Genomic DNA, 21304 nt, shown 5'->3' on the forward strand with positions numbered 1-21304 from the left:
TTACTGCATGGTATTCCCTGACGGTGACGTCATAAGAAGTACAAGAGGGTAATCATTCATGTATGAATTAACGGTGTGTATTGATTCAGTGCGTTAATTCAGCGTTATAAATTTATCTCTTTTAACTTGTCTTTTTTAATTTGGCTCTCTTAATTTAGCGCAATAGACATAATGTCTTCTTGAGTGGCTTCCGTGCCGGTCATCATTCCTTTTAATTGGCCTTCGTGCATGATTAATATGCGGTCACTCATCCCGATCACTTCGGGTAATTCAGAGGAGATCATCACCAAGCTTTTCCCCATGCCGGTCAGCAGTCGCATGAGTTTGTAGATTTCTGATTTTGCCCCCACATCGATGCCGCGTGTTGGTTCATCAAGAAAGAGAATATCCGGCTTGGTGAGCATCCAGCGGGCCAGCAATACTTTTTGCTGGTTGCCGCCACTGAGGTTATCGATGGCCTCATGCATATTGGGCGTTTTTACTTTTAGCTTCTGACAGTGGGTTTCACTGTCTTTGCGCATACGGCGAACATCCAAGACATTGACGACTTTATTGCGGTAGGCATCCAAGTGGGCAATTGAGGTGTTGGCGAAGATGTCCAACATCAAATAAAGACCCGATTGGCGGCGATCTTCGGTGAGAAACGCCATCTTGTGTTTAATGGCATCCTGTGGGGTGTGGATCTCCACATTATTGCCGTTAATCCAGATTTCGCCGGCGTCTTTGTGACGAACTCCAAATAAGGTTTCAATCAACTCGGTGCGGCCTGCGCCCACCAGTCCGGCAATGCCCAGAATTTCTCCTTCATGCAATTTGAAACTGATATCAGAGAATGCGCCTTCTACTGTCAGATTTTTCACTTCCAGGCGAACCTTGCCCGGTTTTGCGGTAGGGGGAGGGAATACATCGCCCAAATCGCGGCCGACCATCATTTGCACCAATTCATCATTATTGGTGTATTGGGCTTCGCGCTCACCGATATAGCAGCCATCACGGAACACCGTAATATCATCACAAATCTGGAATATCTCGGCCATTTTGTGGCTGATATAAACAATGGCGACCCCTTTGGATTTGAGCATCTCGATGATCTCAAACAGGTGGGTCACTTCTTTGTCGGTCAGTGCTGATGTCGGTTCATCCATGATGATGATTTTGGAGTGATAAGAAATCGCTTTGGCAATTTCTACCATTTGCATGGTGGCCACTGTTAATTCGTGCATCTGGGTGCGCGGATTGAGGTTCAGATTCAGGCGTTGTAACAGCTCTTCGGTATCACGGTACATTTTATCGTGATCAATCAGCTGTAATGGCCCTTTGACTGGCTCGCGGCCAAGCCAGATATTTTCGGCAATACTCCGATGTAAAATGGGGGAGAGCTCTTGGTGGATCATAGAGATGCCGTTTTCCAGTGCTTCTTTAGCGCCATTAAAACTGACATGCTCACCTTGATAAACAATGGTGCCCGCGTCACGTTGATAAATGCCAAACAGCACTTTCATTAAGGTGGATTTTCCGGCGCCGTTTTCACCCATCAGGGCCATAACGCGCCCTTTGCGTAGGGTTAATTGCACATTATCGAGAGCGATGACACCCGGAAAGGTTTTGGTAATGCCGCGCATCTCAAGCAGTACGTCGTTCATTCCTGTTGCTCCAACAGAGGGCTCTGTTACCCATAGTGATTGAGCGGGTAACAGAACCGGTTTAGGCCGTCGATTTCGCTTTAGGTTCTTATTGCGAGGAAGATTGGCTTAGCTTTGTTTGGCTTTGAACGTTGCTAAGTTATCTTTGGTGACCAGTTCCGCTGGGATCCAGGTGACTTTTTCAAACGGCTTGCCTTGTACGGCATTCATGGCGGCATCAATTGCGCCTCTTGCCTGACCGCCACCGTCTTGGAATACCGTTGCAGTGAGGCTGCCATTTTCAATGGCCATCAAGCCATCCGGTGTTGCATCCACGCCAACCACAATGGTGTCTTTCAGTTTGCCTGCGGCTTGAAGTGCCTGAATGGCACCCAAGGCCATGTCATCATTATTGGCGATCACCACATCGATTTTGTCACCGGAGTTAAGCCAGTTTTCCATTACCATCATGCCCTGTGCGCGTTGCCACAGGCCGGTTTGCTTGCGGATGACGTTAAAGTTTTCTTTGCCGGCGAAGAAGTCTTCCACCCCTTTGGTGCGCATAATGGCCGCTTCTTGTGTCAGCATGCCCATCAAAATACCAACATTACCGCCTTGAATGGCACTGGCAGCAAATTGCGCTTGAGTTTCACCGAATTTAATTTCTTCTGAACCGACATAAAAGACGCCATCAGGAATTTGGGAAGGGCGGCGATTAAGGAAGACGAGTTCAATGCCGGCTTTTCTTATTTGTTCGGTCATTGGCAGGGTGGCATCGGTATTAACCGGCACCAAGATAATGGCGTCCATTTGCTGAACGATGAAGTTTTGAATTTGCCCGAGTTGTTTCGCGGTGTCTTCTTTTGCATCGACAAAGGTGAGTTCAACGTTGCCATCGAATTGCTTGGCGTAGTTATCCATCGAATCTTTCATATACACCATAAAGGTGTCATCGAAGTTGGGGATCGCGACACCAATACGGGTGACATCACTGTCTGCACTGTCGCCACCACAGGCGGTTAATAAGACAAGTACAGGTGCAAAAAGCCAAGTTTTTAGTCGTTTTTTTACGTTCTTGGTCAGGTTGGTCAGTGTCTGTCGAGAGAGTGTGGGAAGTTGCGCAGTCAATCGCTGAATAGCTAACGGCATAATAGCCTCCTCATTGGTAAGGTCTGTTTTTCTAACAGCACCATATGAAACGTTTATTTTGATATAAACGTATGTTGTTATTTATTGCATATATTGAAATGTTCGTTTCACTCTTAAATGATCATTTAATGGTTGAATTAAATATTCCAAATTGGATGAGTAAAACTATATGGCGATGTTTAAATAATAACCACATTTAGTTGAACATAATGTTGTAAATTGTTACCACGATCTCACTAAATGACAGTCGTATGATTGGGTAAATATTCAATTTGTTGTTTTTATTGAATTTAATACTTGATGAGTAAGATTTTTCGACTATTTTGAGGATGTTTTTCGTTATTGAGGGAAATATGAAATAACAACATTAAATTCTGGAAAATATTTTTCATTGTATCGTCTTTGGGTATTTCATTCTCACTGTGGTTAAAATGAAGCCAAGATCACAGAATCACCGCTGTGTTTCAAAAACGCTTGATAGTGAAATGTACGTTTCATATGATGAGTTCAAGCAGTGAGGCAGGACAGAACGCGTAAGACGGCACCAACAAAGTCACAGTCCGTTGAAGCGATATGTCCGATACACATCATGCCTCATCACACAGAGTCATTTGATTGCGGCCGGTGAACAGGGGTTCCTGGCAAGGAGTGAGAGCGATGAATACGGAGAGTAAGCAGTTCGATCTTATTTGTATGGGGCGTGTCGCGGTTGATCTTTACGGTCAACAAATCGGGGCGCGTTTGGAAGACATGGGTACCTTCGCCAAATATTTGGGCGGATCATCCGGCAACGTAGCATACGGCACGGCCCGACAAGGCTTGAAGTCGTCCATGTTAGCGCGGGTAGGTGACGAGCACATGGGGCGCTTTGTGCGCGAAGAACTGCAGCGTGTGGGCGTGGATACCAGCCACTTGATCACCGATAAAGATCGTTTAACTGCGCTGGTGATTCTTGGGATCAAAGATCAGGAAACCTTCCCGTTGATCTTCTACCGTGACAACTGTGCAGACATGGCGATCACGGCCAGTGATATTGATGAAGACTACATTGCCTCGGCGCGTTGCTTGGCGATCACCGGTACGCACCTTTCACATCCGCATACTCGTGACGCTGTACTGACGGCATTGCGTTATGCCCGTAAACATGGGGTAAAAACTGCGATTGATATTGATTACCGCCCGGTACTGTGGGGATTAACCACCTTAGGTGATGGTGAGACTCGCTTTATTGAGTCACAGCAAGTGACAGAGCAATTGCAAGAAGTGATGGGCTTGTTTGACTTGATTGTCGGCACTGAAGAAGAGTTTCACATTGCTGGTGGTTCGACCGACACCATTGAAGCCCTCAAGGCGATACGTGGTGTCAGCCAGGCCGAATTTGTGTGCAAGCGTGGGCCGTTAGGGTGTTCGGTATTCCCCGATGCTATTCCAGAAACCTTGGATGAAGGCATTACGGTAAAAGGCGTAAGGGTAGATGTCCTTAATGTGCTGGGGGCGGGTGACGCTTTCATGTCTGGCCTGTTACGCGGCTACTTGAATGGGGAAGGTTGGGAGAAGGCTTGTACCTATGCCAATGCGTGTGGCGCGTTAGTGGTATCTCGTCATGGTTGTGCACCAGCGATGCCAACCAAAGCTGAACTGGACGATTACTTGAAGCGTGCCCACGAGGTGCCCCGTCCGGATCAGGATACACATTTGAATCATTTACACCGTGTGACAACGCGTGACAAAACATGGGATGAGTTGTGTGTGCTGGCCTTTGACCACCGTATGCAGTTTGTCGATATGGCGCGTGAAGTCGGTGCCGATGAAGCGCGGATTAAACAACTGAAACAGCTGATTTTCCAAGCCAGTCAGGAAGTGGCAGCAGAAGCCAATCTGCAAGGCAAAGCCGGTTTGCTGTGTGACAGCCGATTTGGTCAGGATGTGCTTAATGCCGTCACTGGGCAAGGCTGGTGGATTGGTCGTCCGGTGGAGCTGCCAGGATCGCGACCACTGGCGCTTGAGCACGGGAACATTGGTTCACAGTTGATTGATTGGCCGCTTGAGCACGTCGTGAAATGTTTGGTGTTCTATCACCCTGACGATCAAGACGTGTTGCGCATTGAGCAAGAGAACAAGGTCATGGAGATTTATCAGGCCTGTTGCAAAACCGGTCATGAATTACTGTTGGAAGTGATTTTACCGGCTGATATGCCACGCACCGATGCGCTGTATGTGCAGGCGCTCGAAAGATTCTATGCACTGGGCGTGAAGCCGGATTGGTGGAAATTACCGCCGCTGGCTGCAGAGACCTGGCAGACCGTCGCGGCATTGATTGAAACGCAAGATAGCCATTGTCGCGGTGTGGTGTTGCTAGGGCTCGACGCGCCAGAATCGGAATTAAAAGCCGGTTTCCGAGCGGCAGCGAACCAGCCGATTGTGAAAGGGTTTGCGGTAGGGCGCACGATATTTGGTCAGCCTTCTCGTGAGTGGCTTGCCAACACCCTCGATGATGCTGCGTTGATCCACCAGATCAAAGCCAATTACCACAACCTGATTGCCTTGTGGCGAGCGCGTGGGGAGTGCAATGCACTGACATCTCAGGTACAGGCATCGAAAGCGCTTCAACCGAATCAGCCCGAACTAGCAACCGAGCAGTAAGCCCCGGTGAACACAGACAGATTTATCGATGTATTTTGAGGAACACACAATGGAAACGATTCAGAATTTTATCAATGGTCAATGCAGTGAAAGTCATAGCCAGCGTTTTGCGCCTGTGTTTAATCCGGCTACCGGTGAACAAACTCGTCAGGTCGTGTTGAGTTCGGCGGCTGAAACGGCCGAAGCCATTACTGCAGCACATCATGCTTTTCCGGCTTGGGCGAAAACCTCGCCGTTACGCCGTGCCCGTGTCATGTTCAAGTTCAAAGCCCTGTTGGAGGCGAACATGGACAAACTGGCGCGCCTCATTTCCAACGAGCACGGTAAAGTGTATTCCGATGCGATCGGCGAAGTGACCCGTGGTCTGGAAGTGGTGGAGTTTGCCTGCGGTATTCCTCACCTGCAAAAAGGCGAGCATTCGGCCAATGTAGGGGGCGGTGTCGACAGCCATTCATTAATGCAGCCATTGGGCGTGTGTGCGGGTATTACGCCTTTTAACTTCCCTGCCATGGTGCCGATGTGGATGTTCCCAATCGCCTTGGCAACCGGTAATACCTTTGTGTTGAAACCGTCAGAGAAAGATCCTTCATTGGGTATCGCACTGGCAGAACTGCTCAAAGAAGCTGGTTTGCCAGATGGCGTATTCAATGTGGTGAACGGCGATAAAGAAGCGGTGGATGTATTACTGACCGATCACCGTGTACAAGCGGTCAGCTTTGTGGGTTCAACGCCAATTGCAGAATACATTTACAGCACAGCTTCCGCCCATGGCAAGCGTTGTCAGGCACTGGGGGGCGCGAAGAACCATTGTATTCTGATGCCAGATGCCGATTTAGACATGGCGACGAATGCGATTATGGGGGCTGCCTATGGTGCTGCTGGTGAGCGTTGTATGGCGCTGTCAGTGGTGGTTGCGGTGGGAGATGAAACCGCCGATGCGATTATCGACAAAGTGACGGAGCAAATCGGCAAGATGCATATTGGCCCGGGGATTGTGGATGGCCGTGAAAATGACATGGGTCCGGTGATTTCTGCGGCACATAAAGCGAAGATTTGTGACTACATTCAGAGTGGTAAAGAGCAAGGTGCCTCGCTATTGATTGATGGTCGTGATTTCCGCATTGAAGGGCATGAAAACGGCTATTTCGTGGGGCCAACGCTGTTTGATAATGTGTCGCCAGAAATGACCATCTACAAAGAAGAAATTTTTGGCCCCGTATTGTCTGTCGTGCGTGTGCCTGATTACCAGACCGGGCTGGACCTGATCAACCGCCATGAATATGGTAATGGTACGGCGATCTTTACCCGCGATGGCGAGACGGCGCGTCAGTTCAGCGAGGATGTGTTAGCGGGCATGGTGGGTATTAACGTGCCAATCCCCGTACCGATGGCCTTCCACAGCTTTGGTGGCTGGAAGCGTTCTATCTTTGGTCCATTGAATGTGCATGGTAACGACGGGGTCCGTTTCTACACCCGTATGAAGACGGTGACCAGCCGTTGGCCTGCCAGTGTGCGCTTAGAGCAGCATACCAGTAGCTTCGTGATGCCAACCATGGAATAACGGCGACAGCACAGAGCCGTGATATCGCCTCAGAGATTTTGCTGATAGAAAAAGAAACGCCCTGTCATAAGCAGGGCGTTTGTATTTATGCTGTACTGGCGAGAGTTAGATTTTTACACAAGCAAAAATCGCGTTACCGGATTTCTCGTTCCAAGGAATGAGTTTTTCATAATCATGCTCGAACATGTGGACCTCAAAGTAAGGTTTCAGCAGTTCAATCATGGTCATGTAGTTCACCGCCACCATTGGGTGCTCATCGTGCCAGATTTGTGTCTCGCCATCGGTTGTTTTTTCAATGCACAACTTCAGTAGCTGACGTTCACCTTCACCGGAGTAATCCCAGCCCGAACGGAAAGAGAATGTATCATCATCAAACTTGGCATTGTGTTTAACAAACAGCTCGTTCGAGATCTTGTCTTTATCCACCACGTTGAAACAGAAAATGCCACCGTCTTTCAATGAGCGGTGTACGCTTTCAATACATTTCTTCAGGTTTTCAATGCCATCGTTGTAGTGGATGGAGTAAAGAAAACAGGTAATCAAATCGAGCGGCTCAGAGACAGAGAACTCGCTCATATTTTGTAACGAAAATTCAGCTTCAGGGCAGCGTACGGCCGCACGGTCAAGCATTGGCTGATTCAGATCCAGACCATTACTTTGGTAGCCAAAATCAATGAAATGACGCACATGTGGACCAGTGCCACAAGCAAGATCAAGGTGTGTCTTTCCATCGTTACCGAAAATCTGGTGAAGGCGACGAATACAGTGGCTTTGAGCCTGATAATCGATATCCGCACACATAAGATCGTAATAACCAGACAGATCGGTATACAGGGCGTTGGTGGACATATTTGCTTAAAAAATCGCTGAAATATTGAGGGTGGCGCATCATAAACTAACTGGTGATAAATGCTACAAAAATATTCAATGTTAGATCTTCATATCGTGAAACATTTCTTCTTAATAATTTATTTTATTTCACGCGATTAACCGTTGAAGAAGAGAGGGGGAAGAGAAAGACAAAAAGAAGAGAGGCAGTGATAACAGGAAAAATAAAGCCAGAAACGGTAGGGACGTTTCTGGCTTCGTATTTGGCTTATCAGTGAAGGACAAACGGCGAAAGTGTGTGCCGTTGTTCAGTTGTTGATCTTCACATTAGAAGTGCAGTTGGATCACGGATTCAGCCACACAACCTGGGCGACGTACGCCTTCGATTTGTACAGTCAATTCCTGCACAATCTCAAGACCACGTTTTACTGGCGTCACAGACTTGATCGTCGTTGTCGCACGAATACGGTTGTCCGATTTCACTGGGTACGGGAAACGGATTTGGTTGAAGCCCATGTTCACCGTCATTTTTGCTGTCGGGAACTTTTGTTTTTCCGGATCAACACTATCAGTCAGTACTGACAGTAGAGACAGGGTCAAGAAACCGTGCGCGATAGTGGTTTTAAAAGGGGATTCTTCTGTCGCACGTTCAGGATCGGTGTGAATCCATTGATGATCTTCGGTAACATCCGCAAACTTATTGATACGTGGTTGATCCACAACCAACCAATCACCGGTGTGAATAACTTCACCGAGTGTTGCTGTCAGTTCGTGGTAAAGCTTTTCAGCTTCTGGTTTCATCGTGATAGGTGCAGACACTTTTTCTTCAACTTTTTCTAATGGTTGTACGACATCATCATTCGAGGCAGTCACTTTGTTGGAAATAAATGCAGCTGGCAAAGAATGATTGGCTTTATTCTTAAAGCCTAGCCAATGCTGACGCAAAGTAGGAGAGAGAATGTCTTTCATCTCAAACGCATGTAAAGAAAGGCCTGTACGTGTTTGTTTAAGAAATTCGACAACTTTCATGACTCAACCCCTTATTAAAGACTGCCCGAAGTTGGAACAAGGCGATGTATTGTAGCGGCAAATACGAAGATGAAAAGAAAAAATGTGCCGCAAAGCATCTATGATGCAACTGTGCTTGTGTAAAACTTCTTTATAAACAGTGGTTTGGTGTTATTTTTGGAATTAGTGTAAAAATACTAGTCGTTCATTTAAACACAACCAAATCGGATTATAAAGCATCAAAACTGCTATTTAAGCTTACACTTGTACTGCATTTAAGTCTGAGAGAACGACCTGTAAATGCGAATAGTTTTAGCGAACATATGTAAGCTTAAACTGTTTTATCCATAAATCTTAAAATCAATAATACACTATTCATAATGTGTTCGCCCAATAAAGAATAGCCGAATTTTATTATTATTTATGGGCGAAAAAGTGCAATGTAATATTATTTTATTCTTACCGTGATGACGTAACCCCCGATCCCGTCAATGATACGTGACACCGATTCTCAATTGAGAGATAGAAGCCACCATACCAACCGCTACCTTTAATGCATGTTTGTATAACGCAGAATACCCAGTGCTGCCTGACCGCTGCATGAATGAGTTTACGGGGCGGCATCCGGTGCTGTGCATAGGCCGTTGATTGGATTAAAGCGATGAGAGTATGTCAGAAACGCTGGTGTATACCAGTGGCTGGGTTGGTGTTGGGGGTGAGCATGATGGTGTCCTCGGCTTCAGCGGCAGAACATGACGAGATCGCCATCAATCTCGATCAGTACGTTAAAAAAGCGGTGAAAGGCGGACTGCCTGGGGCGTCTTTGGCTGTCATTATCAATGGAGATATTCGTCTGCTTCGTGGTTACGGTGTCACGAAAGTGGGCGGTAGTGAAAAAGTAAACTCCGCCACCGTCTTTCCATTGGCGTCGATTTCAAAAACCTTTGCCTCTGCGGCGGTCTCCATTTTGGTGGATCAAGGGGTCATCGAGTGGGATACCCATGTGGTACCGTATCTCGATGAGATCACCTTCAGTGATATTGATTTAGGTAAGAACATTACCTTACGCCATTTGTTATCACATACCACGGGTTTAGTGCCTCAAGCGTATTCTGATCTGCTGGAAGATAATGTGCGTTATGGTCGAATCCTCAAAATGCTACCAAGGGTGAAGTTTGTCTGTGATCCTGGAAAATGTTATGGCTATCAGAATATTGTCTATAACTTGGCGGCAGACATGTTAACGCTGGCTGCCGGAATGGATTTTGCCACCTTCGTGCGGGAGCAAATGTTTGTGCCGCTGAACATGCAGCATGCTTCTTACGGTTTGGAGCAATTTAAAAAGACACCGAATAAAGTGACACCGCATGTCCGAGTGAAATCTGGCTGGGCAGCGGTGAAACCTGCTCCTTATTACTACCGTGTTCCCGCCGCTGCCGGGGTGAATGCCAGCGCTCAGGATTTAGCGCAATGGATGCTGGCGCAGTTTGGCCATTATCCAACCGTGTTAAATCCGGATTTACTTGAGATCATGCACAAGCCCCATATTCGGGCTAACCAATACCGATATCGCGCCAAATTGAGTAACGTGTATTACGGGTTGGGCTGGCGTACCTTTGATTACAAAGAAATCAGCGGATTTGTCCACCATGGCGGATGGGTACGCGGCATCCGTACTGAAATGCTGTTTAATCGCTATACGCAAACGGGCATGGTGTTTCTGACAAACAGTGAAACCGTCATTGCGCGAGAGATCGTGTTGCGATTTTTGGATTTGTATAACAGCCATTTCACTGTACCATCTCCTAAGCAATAGTGTAATCATCTGAGAAGCAGATATAGGCGGATGCAAAAACGTTGCCTAACGTGTTACTGGATGATTAAAAATCCAGCAAAAATTTGTTAGTATTGCGATGTCTCAGCGAGAGGCATTCATTTCAATCATAGAGAGATAAATGATGAGTAAAAAACGGAAACATCAATCACTGTGCGATATGCCGTTAACCGAGAGTCAAAATCGTAATAATGAAACCGATCACGGCCGAGGAGTGATCCGTGATAATGCCTTAAAAGCGGTGGTGACCAGCGCGGTATTTCGTATGCGCGTAGTGAAATCGAAAAAAGGTAAGGGCAGTTTTCAACGTAAGGGGAAACACGCAGGACGAGAGTCCTATTCAATGGCGGCTTGATGAGCCTTGTGATTGAATAGGATTTTTGTTGCGGATACACATTGGTCAATGGTCAAGATGGGTCAGTGCCAAGAGAAAGGCAAAAAGAAATCAAATAGAAAAGCCGCTCAGTGAGCGGCTTTTTTGTTATCTCAGTGATAGCGAGAATTACTGTACAACTTCACCGCTTTCTACAACGGTTTGACGTACTTTGTCAGCAAATGCCAACGCTTCGTCATGGATCGCTTTTTCATCAACAGTCAGCATGTTGCGATCTTCCATCAGCACTTTACCGTCAACGATAGTGTGCTTCACGTTTGTCGCGTAAGCCGAGTAAACCAGCGCTGAGTATGGGTTGTAGACCGGTACCATGTTTGGCGCTTTAGTATCGACGACGATGATGTCAGCCAATTTGCCTTTTTCCAGTGAGCCAATGGTGTCTTCCATGTGCAGGGCACGTGCCGCACCGATAGTTGCCATTTCGATCACTTTTACCGGAGGCATTGCTGCACGGTCTTTGTTCACCAGTTTGTGGACTTTCGCTACCTGGTTGAATTCATCCATTGTGCTGATAGTGTTACCAGACATTGGACCATCGGTACCCAGACCGATACGTAGACCGTCATCAAACATCTTCAGGGCAGGAGAGACACCTTTTGCTGACTTGATGTTAGCGCTCATGTTGTGCGCTACACCCACATCGTGCTTCTTCAGTAGTGCGATGTCTTCGTCATCAACGTTGATTACATGTGCGCCCACAAGGTTAGGCGTCAGTGCGCCGATGTCCGCCATGTATTCAACCGGTGATTTGCCGCCACTGCGTTCTGCGATGACTTGGTTTTCTCGCTCAGATTCTGCTAGGTGAATCATTACCGGCACATCATATTTCAGTGATAGCTCAGTGATTTTCTTCAGCGTTTCAGTGGTGTTAGTGTACGGCGCATGCGGGGCAAAAGCCGGCGTAATACGTGGGTGATCTTTATACTCTTCAATAAAGTTCACGGCGTACTTGATGCCTTCGTCAGCGTTGGCTGCATCCGCTACCGGGAATTTAATGACAGTTTCACCTAAGACGGCTCGCATGCCGATCTTATCAACGGTTTTCGCCACTTCGTCTTCAAAGTAGTACATGTCGGCGTAAGTGGTTACACCACCTTTTACCATTTCCACGTTACCCAGCTGGGCACCAATGCGCACCATGTCACGAGATACCAGCTTGCTTTCAAGCGGGAAAATGTAACGATGTAGGCGATCTGGCACGTCATCCGCCATTGAACGGAATACCGTCATGGAAACGTGAGTGTGTGTATTGATCAGACCCGGCATCACAATGTCGCCGTCAGCATCGATGGTTTTTTCTGCTTTGTATTCTTTAAGATCCGTGCCGTCAGTGACAGCAAAGATTTTGTTTTCTTTGATAGCAACCAGGCCATTGTCATATACCGTTTTATCGGCATTCATGGTCAGGACAGTTGCGTTTTTGATTAGCAGATCAACGTTTTCAACCGCAAATGCAGAAGCGCTAGAAAGGGTTGCTGCTGCCAAAGAAACAGCAAGAAGGGTTTTCTTGAACATGGAGGTACTACTCGACATCGATTGAATGGCGCAGATAATACCTAAAGGCGAAGCATTGAAAATCAGTATTGTAATTGTGATGTACGAACTGTGATTAAAGTCACTCTAATGCGTTGATGTATTGGCAGGGACGATGTTTTTATCGCCAGTTAAACGTTTGCATATGGGCTGTATGCATAAAAAGTAATAAGAATAGGAAAAATTGTGTGATGTCGAACAAGCGGGAATTGTGACGGTTAAATTGCTAATGTCGCTTTTTTAAAGCACATAGTGTGATGTCAGCAAAATGTACTTATATACGGTTTTTTGATGATTATCACGACGCAATGGATGGTGCAGGGCGTGGTGGCCTTCAGTCAGTGATAGCGCCGCCAATTGTTCAGGCAGACCGATTTCAACCGCTTGCAGACGGATCCCATCATTGAGGTAGTCAACGGCATTGCGAGGTAATTGCCCTAACCACCAGGCTGGAATTTCTTTGCTGGCTTTACTGCGATCAAACCAGTGATCGGCAACTAAAACCAAGTGGTGAGGATGATCACCGGTTAAGCGTTCTTTGGTTTCTTTGATCGTATTGATCAATGCCTGACGACGGGCCAAGTTGGCACTCAATAGACGGTGCGCAATCACCCAGACAGAAAAGGAGCTTGTTTGAATATGAAAGACAGGTTGCGAGAGCTTATCTTCATTTTGACATTGGGTGATCGTGGCTTGGATATTCGCATCTGAGAGGGTGTGAAGAATGCGACGGCATAATGCTTTGCCGAGGTGGTTTTCACGCATACCACGATTGTGCACTGTGGGGTAATGTTGCTCGCACAGTTGCATACAATCGGATTGGAATTGCTCGATACTGGTTGATAGAAAGTCAGAAACCACGGATGTCTCGCCACACCACGAAGGACAGAGTAGACAAACACGCCTTTCTGCCGCTCGAAAACAAAGCTATTTATATGAATGATATCAGTACATTGTCAGCGTCCAGAAGGATGCAGAGTGAGTCAATATACGCGTCGCTATCGTATCAGAAAAACAGCGTTCTTCTAGCTTATTTCCATCAATTAGTGATCTTAACGTTGTGAAGTGCGTCGCCTTGCTGTGAATAACGACAATCCTCGACTCAAGGTCCGGTATCGTAAGGCCAATAAAGCAAGACTGGCGGCGATATAGAGAGCCGGTTCCAACAAGCCAGATTTCACTGACCAGTAGTAGTGGATAGGGGCTAACAAGACCGCCAGATATACCCAGTTGTGTAGCTTCTGCCACGTTTTCCCCATTTTTTGTTGAATGGCAGAAAAAGAGGTCAGGGTGAGTGCCAGTAAGATGAACCAACTGACAGCACCTAATGACAGATAAGGACGAGACACAATTTCACTGGCAAGCAGTGACCAGTTCAGGTTCAGATCAAGCACGAGATAGCCCATCACATGCAGCACCGCCCAGAAGAAACTGTATAAGCCGACTAAACGGCGCACCTTCATCAGCATGCCTTGTTTTAATGCCTTAGCGACGGGGGAAATGACCAAGGTGAGCAGCAAGGTATTCAACGCTGCTTTACCGGTAAAGTGATGTAAGCCCTGAATGGGGTCGGCCCCAAACCCACCCGAGACGGTCAGCCACACCATTTGAGCAAAGAAACCTAAAGAAACCACATGGATGACAACTTTCAGCCAAAACACATGACGAGGTTGCAGACGAAATGGCGATCGGCGAGAAGCAGCCGCTCCTGAGTTTTTAGTAGGTGACGGCGCCGCTTTTGCCCGGGGCGATTGTGATGATGATTGCGGAACAGGTGAATGCTGTGTAGGTGATAGCGCCATAGGTGATTCCTTACATCGTTACCATCATGCTTGTGATTTGTCTGGATTAGCGGGTAAACGCCAGCCTCAACTGGTTAATAGTTGCGAGTGAGATCCATACCCTTATACAGCTGTGCGACATCACTGGCGTAACCATTGAACATTTTTGTTGGCTGACGACGGCTACTGAACAAGCTGCCTTCCCCGATAAAACGCTCGCTGGCTTGGCTCCAACGCGGATGGTCAACCTTCGGATTCACATTGGCATAAAAACCGTATTCGTTAGGCGCCAGAATGTTCCAGGTTGTAGGTGGCTGGCTGCGAGTCAGGCTGATTTTGACGATGGATTTAATACTCTTAAAGCCATACTTCCACGGCACCACTAAGCGTATCGGTGCACCATTTTGTGGGGCAAGGTTCTTACCGTATAACCCAACCGCTAACAACGTCAGTGGATGCATTGCTTCATCTAACCGCAGACCTTCTACATACGGGTAATCTATACCGCCGCCAATACGGCGATTGGCTTGGCCGGGCATTTGTTTTGGATCGTACAGGGTTTCAAAGGCAACGTATTTCGCATCGCTGTTAGGGGAAGCCTGGCGTAACAGGGCGGCAAGCGGAAAGCCAATCCAAGGCACATTCATTGACCATGCTTCCACACAGCGCAAGCGGTAGATGCGCTCTTCTAACGGGAAGCGTTTGAAGATGTCATCGTAATCCAGTGTCAGCGGGTTTCTGACCAATCCATCGACATTCACCTTCCACGGATCCGTCTGAAAGTGTTTGGCACGCTCTGCGGGATCGGATTTATCGGTCCCGAATTCATAGAAGTTATTGTATTTAAGGATTTTATCTTCTGGCGTCAGGGATAATGACGAATTTGAATAACTGGAACTGCGGGTTTGCAGTGTACGGCGGTTATCCACCTCGGGTTCTTTTTTACCGGTAAAAGCATCAAAAATACTGGCGCTGGCTGGTGTGGCTAATGGCATCCCCACCACAGCAATACCCAACTTTTTGAGAATGTCGCGGCGTGCTTTGTATACCGATTCCGGCGTAGCTTCACTTTCTTTCAGTGACCATCGATTTGAACGAATAATGGGCATCGCCATTCCTCCTTGTTGCGTCGCTATACTTTCTCAAACAGAAAGCCAGCAAAAAAAGACCATCAAAATAATGTGTTTATGTAGACCTGCTCGCACCCTAATTAATTTCATGGCACCCGCTTTTTTCGTTCGGACACAGATCTTCGGTACATCAAGCAAGATGTACGAGGCGCTGGTCTGCGTCATGAATACAGTGGCTAGGGAAGAAAAGGAAGATGTGGTAATGTTCGCTCCACAAAAGGAAGCCGGTGGTTTGTCGTTGGCTACCGAGAGTGAATGGCATTTGCTGTTTGCCATCAACCGTTTAAGAATGTACGTATGAATGATTTTAACGCCAACCTCGAACTCCAACACATTTACTTAGAAGCTTATGCAGAACGTTATCATTCGTTACGTCAGTATTTCGAAGCCTATTATTGTTACCGACATGGCTTGATTACTCGGCAAGGTAAGCCTGATTGGGGACAAATTTTCCAGTTCGCCCCTCATTCACACAGTGCGAAAGCGTGTACGGACAAAAAGCAATGTGTACGTGAGTTATGGTTGCCATTGAGTGTGTTAGTGGGGCGATTGAAAGCCTTAGTGCGTGATGACGAACTCACGGTAGAGGCGATTCAGGATCTTTTAGATGACGCTTTACATTATGTGATTGTGTCGCGGGAAGAGTGGAATGCGTTGAAGAAAAACGGTTGGGTAGAAAACATGCCCGCCGAATTTTATCAGCCTCAGAACCCGCATTATCAAGACCCGCATGATCGTTTTACCCGTTTGGGTATTGCGTTTGAGCAGGCGGCGTTTATGCGCTAAACACTGAAGCACAGAACAAACAGGCGGGCAGGTGTGTCCGCCAATCATCAATTATTTCCTTCCTACTACTTATTTCCCCATCAGCGGCCCTATTACTAACAACCTCTACCTACATCACCCATTACCTTCTGTGACCGTGTCACCTGTTTTTACCGTACTGCGCTGCACGCCGCCAAAACCATATCAACGCTCTCTATTTTTCTCCTTTTATCTTGCTGATGGTGTCATGTGATCAGTTCGCGTCAGTCTGGGGCAAAATCGGTGCCTCCATCACGAGAAAGCGAACATGTGGGATGGACTACAATTAACGTTTAACACTGAAAGTGTTGCGTATAACAAGCATGAGCTCAGGTAAATAATGTTTCGTTCACGAAATATTTATTGTTTCCTTTGTGATTGCAAATTGCACAATTTAGCGTGAATCGCGTCTATTTGTTGAACGTTTTATGTTGATTTATGGCGAAACTTGACATTTGCACCGTTGAAATGGTTTGATCTGTGCAGTTTTTAATTGATTACAGGGCTAAATATACTTGCTCGAGTGTAGGGTAGAAGCATCATCTGGTTGGCAGGGAAATGGCAGCGATGAGAGCATTTTGAGAATGACTTTTTAGGTGTGTTTTTACGTTAACTCGTTATCAAGTGGGATGACATAATGAGTAAAATAGACAAATACAGTATTGATAATACCGACTATACAGTCGGACAGGATAACATTCAGAAGTGGGGGTTTGATGTTCATAACCCCGTGTTTGGCACCAGTGCCGGTTTGATTGTGCTATTTTTGGTGCTTGCCTTGGTCAGCGATCCAACCACGGCGAAAACGGCACTAGACGGTATCAAAAATAGCATTATCAATAGTTTTGACTCGCTGTTCCTTTGGGCGGGTAACATTTTTGTGTTGTTCTGTTTGGTGTTAGTGGTTTCACCGTACGGTAAAATTCGTATTGGTGGAACAGAGGCGCAACCGGACTATTCTCGCATGTCGTGGCTGGCGATGTTGTTCGCAGCCGGTATGGGGATTGGCCTGATGTTCTGGAGTGTGGCTGAGCCTGTTGCTTACTACACTGGCTGGTATGAAACGCCATTGAATGTGACGCCATATACGCCGGAAGCGCGTGAATTAGCGATGGGCGCAACCATGTATCACTGGGGGTTGCACCCTTGGGCCATCTACGGTGTGGTTGCATTGTCGTTAGCCTTCTTTGCGTATAACAAAGGCTTGCCGCTGTCTATCCGTTCTATCTTCTATCCGCTGTTGGGCGACCGTGTTTGGGGTTGGCCTGGTCATATCATTGATATCTTTGCCGTGTTAGCCACCATGTTTGGTTTGGCGACCTCATTGGGCTTAGGGGCACAACAAGCCGCCAGTGGTATTAACCACGTATTCCATATGTCTGGCGGTATTGGTCTGCAAGTCATTGTCATTATTGTAGTGACGCTGCTCGCGGTTATTTCTGTTGCGCGAGGCATTGATGGCGGGGTGAAGTTACTGAGTAACTTGAACATGCTGGTGGCATTGGCGTTGTTGGTCTTTGTTGCGGCTGTGGGTTTCGCCATTTCGATGGGCACCATTCCGACCACGATTGCGGGTTACGCCAAAAATTTCTTCGCCCTGAGTAATCCACATGGCCGAGAAGATCAGGCATGGCTGCATGGCTGGACGGTATTCTACTGGGCATGGTGGATTTCATGGTCGCCATTTGTCGGTATGTTTATTGCCCGTGTGTCTAAGGGCCGTACCATCCGTGAGTTTTTGATTGCGGTATTGATTGTGCCAACATTGGTTACCACCGTATGGATGTCGGTGTTTGGTGGTCAGGCGATTGATCAGGTGATCAATGGTGTCGGTGTGCTGGGTAAGGAGGGCTTAACGTCTGTTCCTCTGGCAATGTTTGAGATGTTTGAATCTCTGCCATTGAGCTCATTCTTGTCTGTTGTGGCGATTTTGCTGGTGATGATCTTCTTCATTACGTCTTCAGATTCAGGCTCATTGGTGATCGATAACATTACGGCGGGCGGTAAAATTGAGTCACCGATTCTGCAACGTGTGTTCTGGGCGACGATGGAAGGTGCGGTTGCGGCTGTACTGCTTTATGTTGGTGGTACACAGGCGATAGAAGCCTTGCAGGCCGGGGTGATTTCAACAGCCTTGCCATTCGTGTTTATCTTGCTGTTGATGTGTATCAGCTTGGTAATGGGATTACGCACCGAGAGTATTCGAGAGAAATTTGCGTAAAATCGTGAGGATGCTTTCGCAAGGCTGCTAGCTATGGCTTAAGACAACATCAAATGCCGGCGGGTAAAGCGTCTTTTGAGTAACAGAGAAAATCCCTCTTCGTTTTGAAGAGGGATTTTTTTGTTTGCGTTATAACCAAATCGTATCGAGGGGCGTATCCGGCGAGAAATGATAAGCAATCTGAGCTTGTAATAATTCCGCTGTTGCCAAGGCATCGGTCAGAGCGTGGTGGGGCTGATAAACAGGCAAGCCATAGCGTTGACGAGCTTTGGCAAGACGAACTGAGCCGGGACGGATCCCACGTAATCGGTTTAACCAGCCGCCGCAATCTCGTTGCTGTACGGCAGATTCTATCGCCATGGTATCGATCAGCGGGAAATGTATCCCTTCATCCAAACGGCTTAACAGCGCCTGATTCATGAAGCTGCGTTCAATATGTTGGTAATGTACCACCACAATTTTTCCTGCCAGCGCGTTGAGCACCTGACCAAGGATATTCAATAAATCAGGGGCATTTTCCACTTCGGAATCGGTGATGCCATGAATCACGACCGATTCCTCACTTAACGGGCGATTTGGATTAATGATCCAATGCGCGGATTCACGGCAGCGAATGCGTGACAACGTGAAGGGCACCAAACCGATGCTGATGATTTCATCTTTTAGTGGATTCAATCCGGTGGTTTCAAAGTCGAGTGCCACAAACTCCACCTCGCTGAGTGGCGTATCACCACTGGCAACGGGCGTTTGATAATAGCGCCGAATACGATCGTCTTGCGCGGTTTCCAGCAAGGTTTGGAAAAAGGTTGGCCAGTTGGGCGTTGCACGTGTATTAAGCTGTAGACGCGGCTTATCTGGGCGCGGCATGGACTTCCCTGAGTGAAGGTGTGACATTAAAGACGTCCTCCCTGATAGCGAAATTTAATGAAATTCTGCGCATTGCTGAGAATTTGAAACGCAGCCTTCAGGTTTCGGCGCTCAAAGTCAGACATATTCTCTGGCTCAATGCTGTTATCCGCTTCGATGTCTGCCTCAATATCCAATGCCTGATGGCGAATACGCACCATGTAAATCAATTCCATGGCATCGCGTAAATCTTGTCCGCGTCCTTTGGGTAAAATACCCGCCTCAATCACATCATCTAACCGTTCAAACGAGTTTTGCGAACGTGAACCTACGGCCAGCGCATGCACGCGGATCAAATCGGCCAGTGGGGCGGTGCCACGACGTTTTAAGTTAATGGAGTTTTTATGGCGCCCATCTTGTTCCATTACAAAATCTTTGAAAAAGCCCAACGGTGGCGTTCGGCTAATGGCATTACGCGCCAGACAGGCCAGAAAACGGTTATTTTTACGGGCGCGGCGCACGATGAAACTATTGAGCTGTTCGGCCCATTTCACGCGACCATAAACGCCAGCCAGATCAAAGAAGATAGAGCTATTCAGTAACGCTTGCGGCTTGGGTTCATCAATCCAGTTGGCAAAACAGTCTTCCCACTGGGTACGCGTTTTGCGCCACTCCGGATTGGTCGCCATCACATCACCGTCACAGTAGCTGTAGCCGCATGCCGCTAACCCGTCACAAATGAAAGTGGCCAATTTATCGAAGTATTCCCCATGGAGCGCTTCATCGTAGCTGTCATCCAGAATCAGCGCATTATCCTGATCAGTCACGATGAGCTGTTCATCTCGTGCCATGGAACCCATGGCAAGCAGGCAGTACGGAATAGGAGGGGGCCCCAGTTGCTCTTCAGCCAGTTCAGCCAAACGTTGTTTGAAGCTGCGTCCAATTACGGACATGGCACTGCCTACCATATGGGCGTTTGCATCCTCATTGACCATACGTACAAAGCAGTACTTCACCTGCTCACTGACCAGTTGTAACTCTTCCAGTGTTTGTTGCTGGAAAATAGTACTGACAATCAACAAGCTGTTTTGCGATTCATAGCGGACAATATCGGTCAGGCCAATCATGCCAATGGGTTGTTTGTTTTGTAGTACAGGCAGGTGGTGTACGTTATAGCGCAGCATGGTGAGCATGGCTTCAAATACGTAGGCGTTGTGATCAAGTGAAATTAGATCTGCACTCATCACTTCAGAGACGGGCAAGTTGGTGTCTAAGCCTTGCGCCAATACTCGCGAGCAGAGATCACGATCGGTAATGATCCCAACCAGAGGCTCACTGTCTTCATCCTCGCCATCGAGTTCCGGATTAACGATAAGCAGGGCTGAGATATTCTCTTCCGCCATTAACATTGCAGCATCCTGAATAGGTGCATCTTTGCTGATGGTAATGGGATCGCGTGACAGCAGAGTGCGCACTTTCGAGGTGGTTAAATCGTTTTCTTCCGCATGGGTAGATACCACATTGCGTAAGCGTGCGCTGTCTTCGACTTCGACGAAATCGGCAAAGCTGTCAAATTCATCACAGAGCTGATTGAAGATGCTTTCGGGAATGCAGTAGACCAGCGTGTCTTCAATCGCGCGGGCTGGCATACGGACTTTGTTGTTCATCAGCAAGCCCATCTGGCCAAAAAGATCGCCCGCATCAATGCGATTATACAGTTCGCCTTTGCGGCGATAGATTTCAACCGCACCACTGCGGATCATATAGAGATCATGAATACTGTCGCCGGTCTTGAGGATCATGTGATCTGCCCGGTAGTAGGCGACTTCAATGTGCATGGTAATGTGGTGGAGCGTTTCTTCAGGGAGATCAGCAAAAGGCGGATATTGACTGATAAAGTGAAGAATTTCGAGCTGCTCAGCTTCCATGAGTGTATCCGTATGATTCAGG

17 protein-coding genes are annotated in these 21304 nt (G+C 47.4%); 7 read left to right on the top strand and 10 right to left on the bottom strand.

Annotated features, from left to right (window positions below; all coding sequences use genetic code 11):
* Positions 1-149: 149 nt before the first annotated feature.
* Together ABT58_RS05650 and ABT58_RS05655 are read right to left on the bottom strand one after the other, a co-directional pair.
* Positions 150-1643 carry a sugar ABC transporter ATP-binding protein gene (locus ABT58_RS05650; protein ID WP_047873349.1) on the bottom strand — a complete coding sequence of 498 codons (1494 nt, stop codon included), beginning with the start codon at positions 1641-1643 and terminating at the stop codon, positions 150-152.
* Between the two features lie 108 nt (positions 1644-1751).
* The gene (locus ABT58_RS05655) at positions 1752-2771 is read right to left on the bottom strand and encodes a sugar ABC transporter substrate-binding protein (protein ID WP_053062986.1); all 1020 of its coding nucleotides are present in this window, start codon (positions 2769-2771) and stop codon (positions 1752-1754) included.
* A gap of 657 nt (positions 2772-3428) precedes the next feature.
* Between ABT58_RS05655 and ABT58_RS05660 the strand changes: the two genes are divergently transcribed.
* Together ABT58_RS05660 and ABT58_RS05665 are read left to right on the top strand one after the other, a co-directional pair.
* The gene (locus ABT58_RS05660; protein WP_082210971.1) at positions 3429-5414 is read left to right on the top strand and encodes a bifunctional 5-dehydro-2-deoxygluconokinase/5-dehydro-2-deoxyphosphogluconate aldolase; all 1986 of its coding nucleotides are present in this window, start codon (positions 3429-3431) and stop codon (positions 5412-5414) included.
* Positions 5415-5463: 49 nt separating this feature from the next.
* Positions 5464-6975 carry a CoA-acylating methylmalonate-semialdehyde dehydrogenase gene (locus tag ABT58_RS05665; RefSeq protein WP_047873350.1) on the top strand — a complete coding sequence of 504 codons (1512 nt, stop codon included), beginning with the start codon at positions 5464-5466 and terminating at the stop codon, positions 6973-6975.
* 105 nt (positions 6976-7080) lie between these two features.
* On the opposite strand, the gene ABT58_RS05670 is transcribed toward ABT58_RS05665, so the two are convergent.
* Entirely contained in the window at positions 7081-7824 is a 744-nt protein-coding gene (locus ABT58_RS05670) for a class I SAM-dependent DNA methyltransferase (protein WP_047873351.1), read from the bottom strand.
* A 306-nt stretch (positions 7825-8130) separates the two neighbouring features.
* Positions 8131-8832 carry a MaoC family dehydratase gene (locus tag ABT58_RS05675; protein WP_047873352.1) on the bottom strand — a complete coding sequence of 234 codons (702 nt, stop codon included), beginning with the start codon at positions 8830-8832 and terminating at the stop codon, positions 8131-8133.
* A 640-nt stretch (positions 8833-9472) separates the two neighbouring features.
* On the opposite strand from ABT58_RS05675, the gene ABT58_RS05680 reads away from it, so the two are divergent.
* Both ABT58_RS05680 and ABT58_RS05685 read left to right on the top strand, forming a co-directional pair.
* The gene (locus tag ABT58_RS05680; protein WP_047873353.1) at positions 9473-10627 is read left to right on the top strand and encodes a serine hydrolase domain-containing protein; all 1155 of its coding nucleotides are present in this window, start codon (positions 9473-9475) and stop codon (positions 10625-10627) included.
* Positions 10628-10769: 142 nt separating this feature from the next.
* Positions 10770-11000, top strand: a complete 231-nt coding sequence (locus ABT58_RS05685) for an alternative ribosome-rescue factor A (RefSeq protein WP_107204984.1) — start codon at positions 10770-10772, stop codon at positions 10998-11000.
* 147 nt (positions 11001-11147) lie between these two features.
* Here the strand turns inward: ABT58_RS05685 and ABT58_RS05690 are convergent, their stop codons facing one another.
* From ABT58_RS05690 to msrP, 4 genes are all read right to left on the bottom strand, one after another.
* The gene (locus tag ABT58_RS05690) at positions 11148-12554 is read right to left on the bottom strand and encodes an amidohydrolase (protein ID WP_047873354.1); all 1407 of its coding nucleotides are present in this window, start codon (positions 12552-12554) and stop codon (positions 11148-11150) included.
* A 258-nt stretch (positions 12555-12812) separates the two neighbouring features.
* Positions 12813-13433 carry a hypothetical protein gene (locus ABT58_RS05695; RefSeq protein ID WP_047873355.1) on the bottom strand — a complete coding sequence of 207 codons (621 nt, stop codon included), beginning with the start codon at positions 13431-13433 and terminating at the stop codon, positions 12813-12815.
* A gap of 191 nt (positions 13434-13624) precedes the next feature.
* Positions 13625-14374: a protein-methionine-sulfoxide reductase heme-binding subunit MsrQ gene (msrQ, locus tag ABT58_RS05705; RefSeq protein ID WP_082210973.1), complete on the bottom strand. Its 750-nt coding sequence runs from the start codon at positions 14372-14374 to the stop codon at positions 13625-13627.
* Positions 14375-14448: 74 nt separating this feature from the next.
* On the bottom strand, positions 14449-15462 hold the full coding sequence (gene msrP, locus ABT58_RS05710) for a protein-methionine-sulfoxide reductase catalytic subunit MsrP (RefSeq protein WP_047873357.1): 1014 nt from the start codon (positions 15460-15462) through the stop codon (positions 14449-14451).
* On the opposite strand from msrP, the gene ABT58_RS05715 reads away from it, so the two are divergent.
* The 3 genes from ABT58_RS05715 (at position 15455) to ABT58_RS05725 (ending at position 18508) form a co-directional block, all read left to right on the top strand.
* Positions 15455-15784 carry a hypothetical protein gene (locus tag ABT58_RS05715; protein WP_047873358.1) on the top strand — a complete coding sequence of 110 codons (330 nt, stop codon included), beginning with the start codon at positions 15455-15457 and terminating at the stop codon, positions 15782-15784. The genes msrP and ABT58_RS05715 overlap by 8 nt on opposite strands.
* A complete protein-coding gene (locus ABT58_RS05720) occupies positions 15781-16269 on the top strand; it encodes a hypothetical protein (RefSeq protein ID WP_047873359.1) in 489 nt (162 codons plus the stop codon). The genes ABT58_RS05715 and ABT58_RS05720 overlap by 4 nt, the downstream gene beginning before the upstream one ends.
* Before the next feature lie 655 nt (positions 16270-16924).
* Positions 16925-18508, top strand: coding sequence for a BCCT family transporter (locus ABT58_RS05725; protein ID WP_047873360.1), 1584 nt, complete (start codon positions 16925-16927; stop codon positions 18506-18508).
* Positions 18509-18637: 129 nt separating this feature from the next.
* Here ABT58_RS05725 and ABT58_RS05730 read toward each other — a convergent pair whose 3' ends face one another.
* On the bottom strand, positions 18638-19375 hold the full coding sequence (locus tag ABT58_RS05730; protein ID WP_047873361.1) for a 3'-5' exonuclease: 738 nt from the start codon (positions 19373-19375) through the stop codon (positions 18638-18640).
* 26 nt (positions 19376-19401) lie between these two features.
* Positions 19402-21282 (bottom strand): DUF294 nucleotidyltransferase-like domain-containing protein, encoded by a 1881-nt coding sequence (locus tag ABT58_RS05735; RefSeq protein WP_047873362.1) that lies wholly within the window; start codon positions 21280-21282, stop codon positions 19402-19404.
* Positions 21283-21304 lie beyond the last annotated feature (22 nt).

The sequence above is a fragment of the Photobacterium aphoticum genome (assembly GCF_001029435.1).
GTDB lineage: Bacteria > Pseudomonadota > Gammaproteobacteria > Enterobacterales > Vibrionaceae > Photobacterium > Photobacterium aphoticum.